Genomic DNA, 731 nt, shown 5'->3' with positions numbered 1-731 from the left:
GTGTGGGTGGGTCTGCTGGACCCGCCGCAAGTACGTCCGTGTAGGCTCGTAGTGCGGCATCCATGCCGCACACGGTCCTGCAGACCCACCCACACCGACCCGCTGACAATTGGTCGGTGCGTACGGGAAAAGGCGGGCGCCTGCGCCTTGGACTGTTCACTGGTGCAGTTTGAGCGCGGAGGCCGGGTGAGCCAACAGCGGTGGACGATGCATCCACTTGCCGACGCTTGGCACTGTCCGCCGTGATCGGACACAACGGTATTGCTCGCTCACCCAATTTGCCGGTCTTCGCTCAACTTTCGGAGCTGGTCCAGACTTAATCGCAGTCGCAGTCGCAGTCGCGGTCGCAGTCGCAGTCGCAGTCGCAGTCGCAGTCGTTCATGCCTGCGCCGAGGTTGGCGGCGCTGGGACCAGCGCAGCTTGGTTTTGCTTGTGAGGCTGCGGCGCAGTATCAGCAGAAGCAGTCACGGCAGCAGAAGCAGCAGAAGCAGCAGAAGCAGCAGAAGCAGCAGAAGCAGCAGAAGCAGCAGAAGCAGCAGAGGCCGCGCTAGCTCCAGCGTTGCTCTTTTCCATGCGCACCGCGAAGTGTGGATGGGTCGGTGGGGGTGGGTTTCCGGGACCGTGTGCGGCATGGATGCCGCACTACGAGCCTACATGGACGTACTTGCGGCGGGTCCAGGAACCCCGCCCCCGCCCGCCCACTCCCCGTCCCCACAACGGCTGGCGTTAAA

1 protein-coding gene is annotated in these 731 nt (G+C 63.7%); it reads left to right on the top strand.

Features of this window, described 5'->3' with window-relative positions; all coding sequences use genetic code 11:
- Positions 1 to 380: 380 nt before the first annotated feature.
- A complete protein-coding gene (locus tag QMX81_RS20915) occupies positions 381 to 551 on the top strand; it encodes a hypothetical protein (protein ID WP_282264408.1) in 171 nt (56 codons plus the stop codon).
- Positions 552 to 731: the final 180 nt, after the last annotated feature.

Source organism: Stenotrophomonas sp. PS02301 (assembly GCF_029959485.1).
Classification (GTDB): domain Bacteria; phylum Pseudomonadota; class Gammaproteobacteria; order Xanthomonadales; family Xanthomonadaceae; genus Stenotrophomonas; species Stenotrophomonas maltophilia_Z.
This window is presented reverse-complemented; position numbering and strand designations above follow the sequence as displayed.

Bases quoted from the DNA above. Each gene is read 5' to 3' on its own strand.
- QMX81_RS20915 (WP_282264408.1), top strand. From the start codon at position 381: ATGCCTGCGCCGAGGTTGGCGGCGCTGGGACCAGCGCAGCTTGGTTTT.